Annotated in this window: 1 protein-coding gene and 1 pseudogene; one reads left to right on the top strand and one right to left on the bottom strand. The window is 38.7% G+C overall.

Features of this window, described 5'->3' with window-relative positions:
• Positions 1-218: 218 nt before the first annotated feature.
• Positions 219-473 (bottom strand): annotated as a pseudogene (locus I6E80_RS20290) (transposase); the annotation flags it as partial.
• An 89-nt stretch (positions 474-562) separates the two neighbouring features.
• Here I6E80_RS20290 and I6E80_RS20285 point away from each other — a divergent pair.
• Positions 563-1,537, top strand: coding sequence for a transposase (locus tag I6E80_RS20285; RefSeq protein ID WP_197186319.1), 975 nt, complete (start codon positions 563-565; stop codon positions 1,535-1,537).
• Positions 1,538-1,813: the final 276 nt, after the last annotated feature.

Here is a 1,813-nt window from a genome sequence, read left to right as displayed (position 1 = left end):
ATCAGCTTTAGCTAAATTAACAACATGTTAGACGACACAGTATAGTCACAAGAGCGAAAAGCTCGTTAACAAGAAGAGTGTTCTAACACGCGAAATTATTTTGGAGTCGAGGTAGCGCCTCATTTAGAACTCGTACATAAGAAAGCGAATTTATTTAGTTAAAATAGTTGTTGATAAATGGGACTCCACATAAGTGATTATGGTGTCAATTCCTAATTTTAAACCATTTTAGGATCCCACATGACACCATCTCTCACCAGAGAATTAATGATTACTATAAGCTTTCTTATACAGGCAATAATAGCCACTTTTTTAGATTTCCCTGCCGCGGCTAGCCGATGATAAATAGCTTTAAATTTAGGGTTACATTGGATAGCTGACATCATTACCATATACATTGCGGTTCTAATTTTTTGCCGTCCACCTCGTATCATTCGTTTACTCTGATAGGCTCCACTTTCTCGATTAAAGGGTATAATAAACATGACACCCATCCTAAATTTTGCACTTTGCGTACTTAGAGGCTAGCTTTTATTTAGTTTAAAAATAAGCAGAGTGTTTTATGGCTATTGCAAGAAAGCGTCAAGTTAGTTTGGTTGATACAAAATACTATCACTGTATTTCACGGTGTGTTCGTCGTGCATTTTTATGTGGCGAAGACCGTTTTACAGGTCAATCTTACGAGCATCGACGAGGTTGGGTTGAAGATAAGCTGCTTGAATTAGCAAAAATATTTTGTATTGATGTATGTGCTTATGCCGTCATGAGTAATCATACCCATTTAGTACTATATGTAGATGATAAGAAAGCAAACAGGCTGAATGATAAAGCGATTGTTATTCGCTGGCATAAACTGTGTAAAGGCACATTGTTAACGCAAAAATATGTACAAGGTGAAAAGCTAAGTAAAGTTGAACTCATCTTTTTCAACCAAACGGTTAAACAATACCGCGAACGTCTAGCAAGTATTAGCTGGTTTATGCGGGTGTTAAATGAAGACATTGCCCGCAGAGCAAATAAAGAAGATAACTGCACAGGGAGGTTCTGGGAGGGTAGATTCAAATCGCAAGCATTACTAGATGAAGCAGCGCTTGCAGCCTGTATGGCCTATGTTGATTTAAATCCCATTAGAGCTAAAATGGCTAACACACCAGAAGAGTCAGACCATACCAGTGTACAAAATCGCTTAACATGCGCGGCAGAAGGTAAACAACCTAAGCAGTTACTACGTTTTGCAGGCATGCCACGTCAGATTATGCCTAAAGGGCTGCCGTTTGAGCTTAAATCGTACCTTGAACTCGTTGAGCTAACAGGGCGAATAATACGAGAGGATAAGCGCGGGCATATTGATAATATGAACCTTCCTTTACTAGAAAGGCTTAATATATCCCCAGATAACTGGCTAAAACTCACTACGCAATTTACGCGCGTATTTCACGGCGCAGTAGGCAGGCCGACCTCACAAGCAAGTTACTGTGAAAACTTAAAGCGAAAGCGGCGAGCGAATATCAGTAACTGCGAAAAGCTATTAGCATAAATTAAAAACCATTCAGTAAAAGTTAAAACTGCCATTACGGAGTTATTTTCATGCGTGTAATTTGGGTTTAAGAATGTAATGACTTATTTAATAGATGAAATGAAAGTGACCCAGTAAAAAAGATAAATTTTGAATCTGAAGGGCTAATTTTGTGGCACAGTTTTGTTTGTTCAATTAAAGTGGCTGTCTAGTTTGGTCCCTTCACCAAAATGAGCGATGAGTTGCGCATCAAGTTTATCTGTTTTTGCTTTTTGGCCAATAGCGCCTGCGAAACGT

The organism is Pseudoalteromonas sp. NSLLW218, from assembly GCF_015864775.1.
Taxonomy (GTDB): domain Bacteria; phylum Pseudomonadota; class Gammaproteobacteria; order Enterobacterales; family Alteromonadaceae; genus Pseudoalteromonas.
This window is presented reverse-complemented; position numbering and strand designations above follow the sequence as displayed.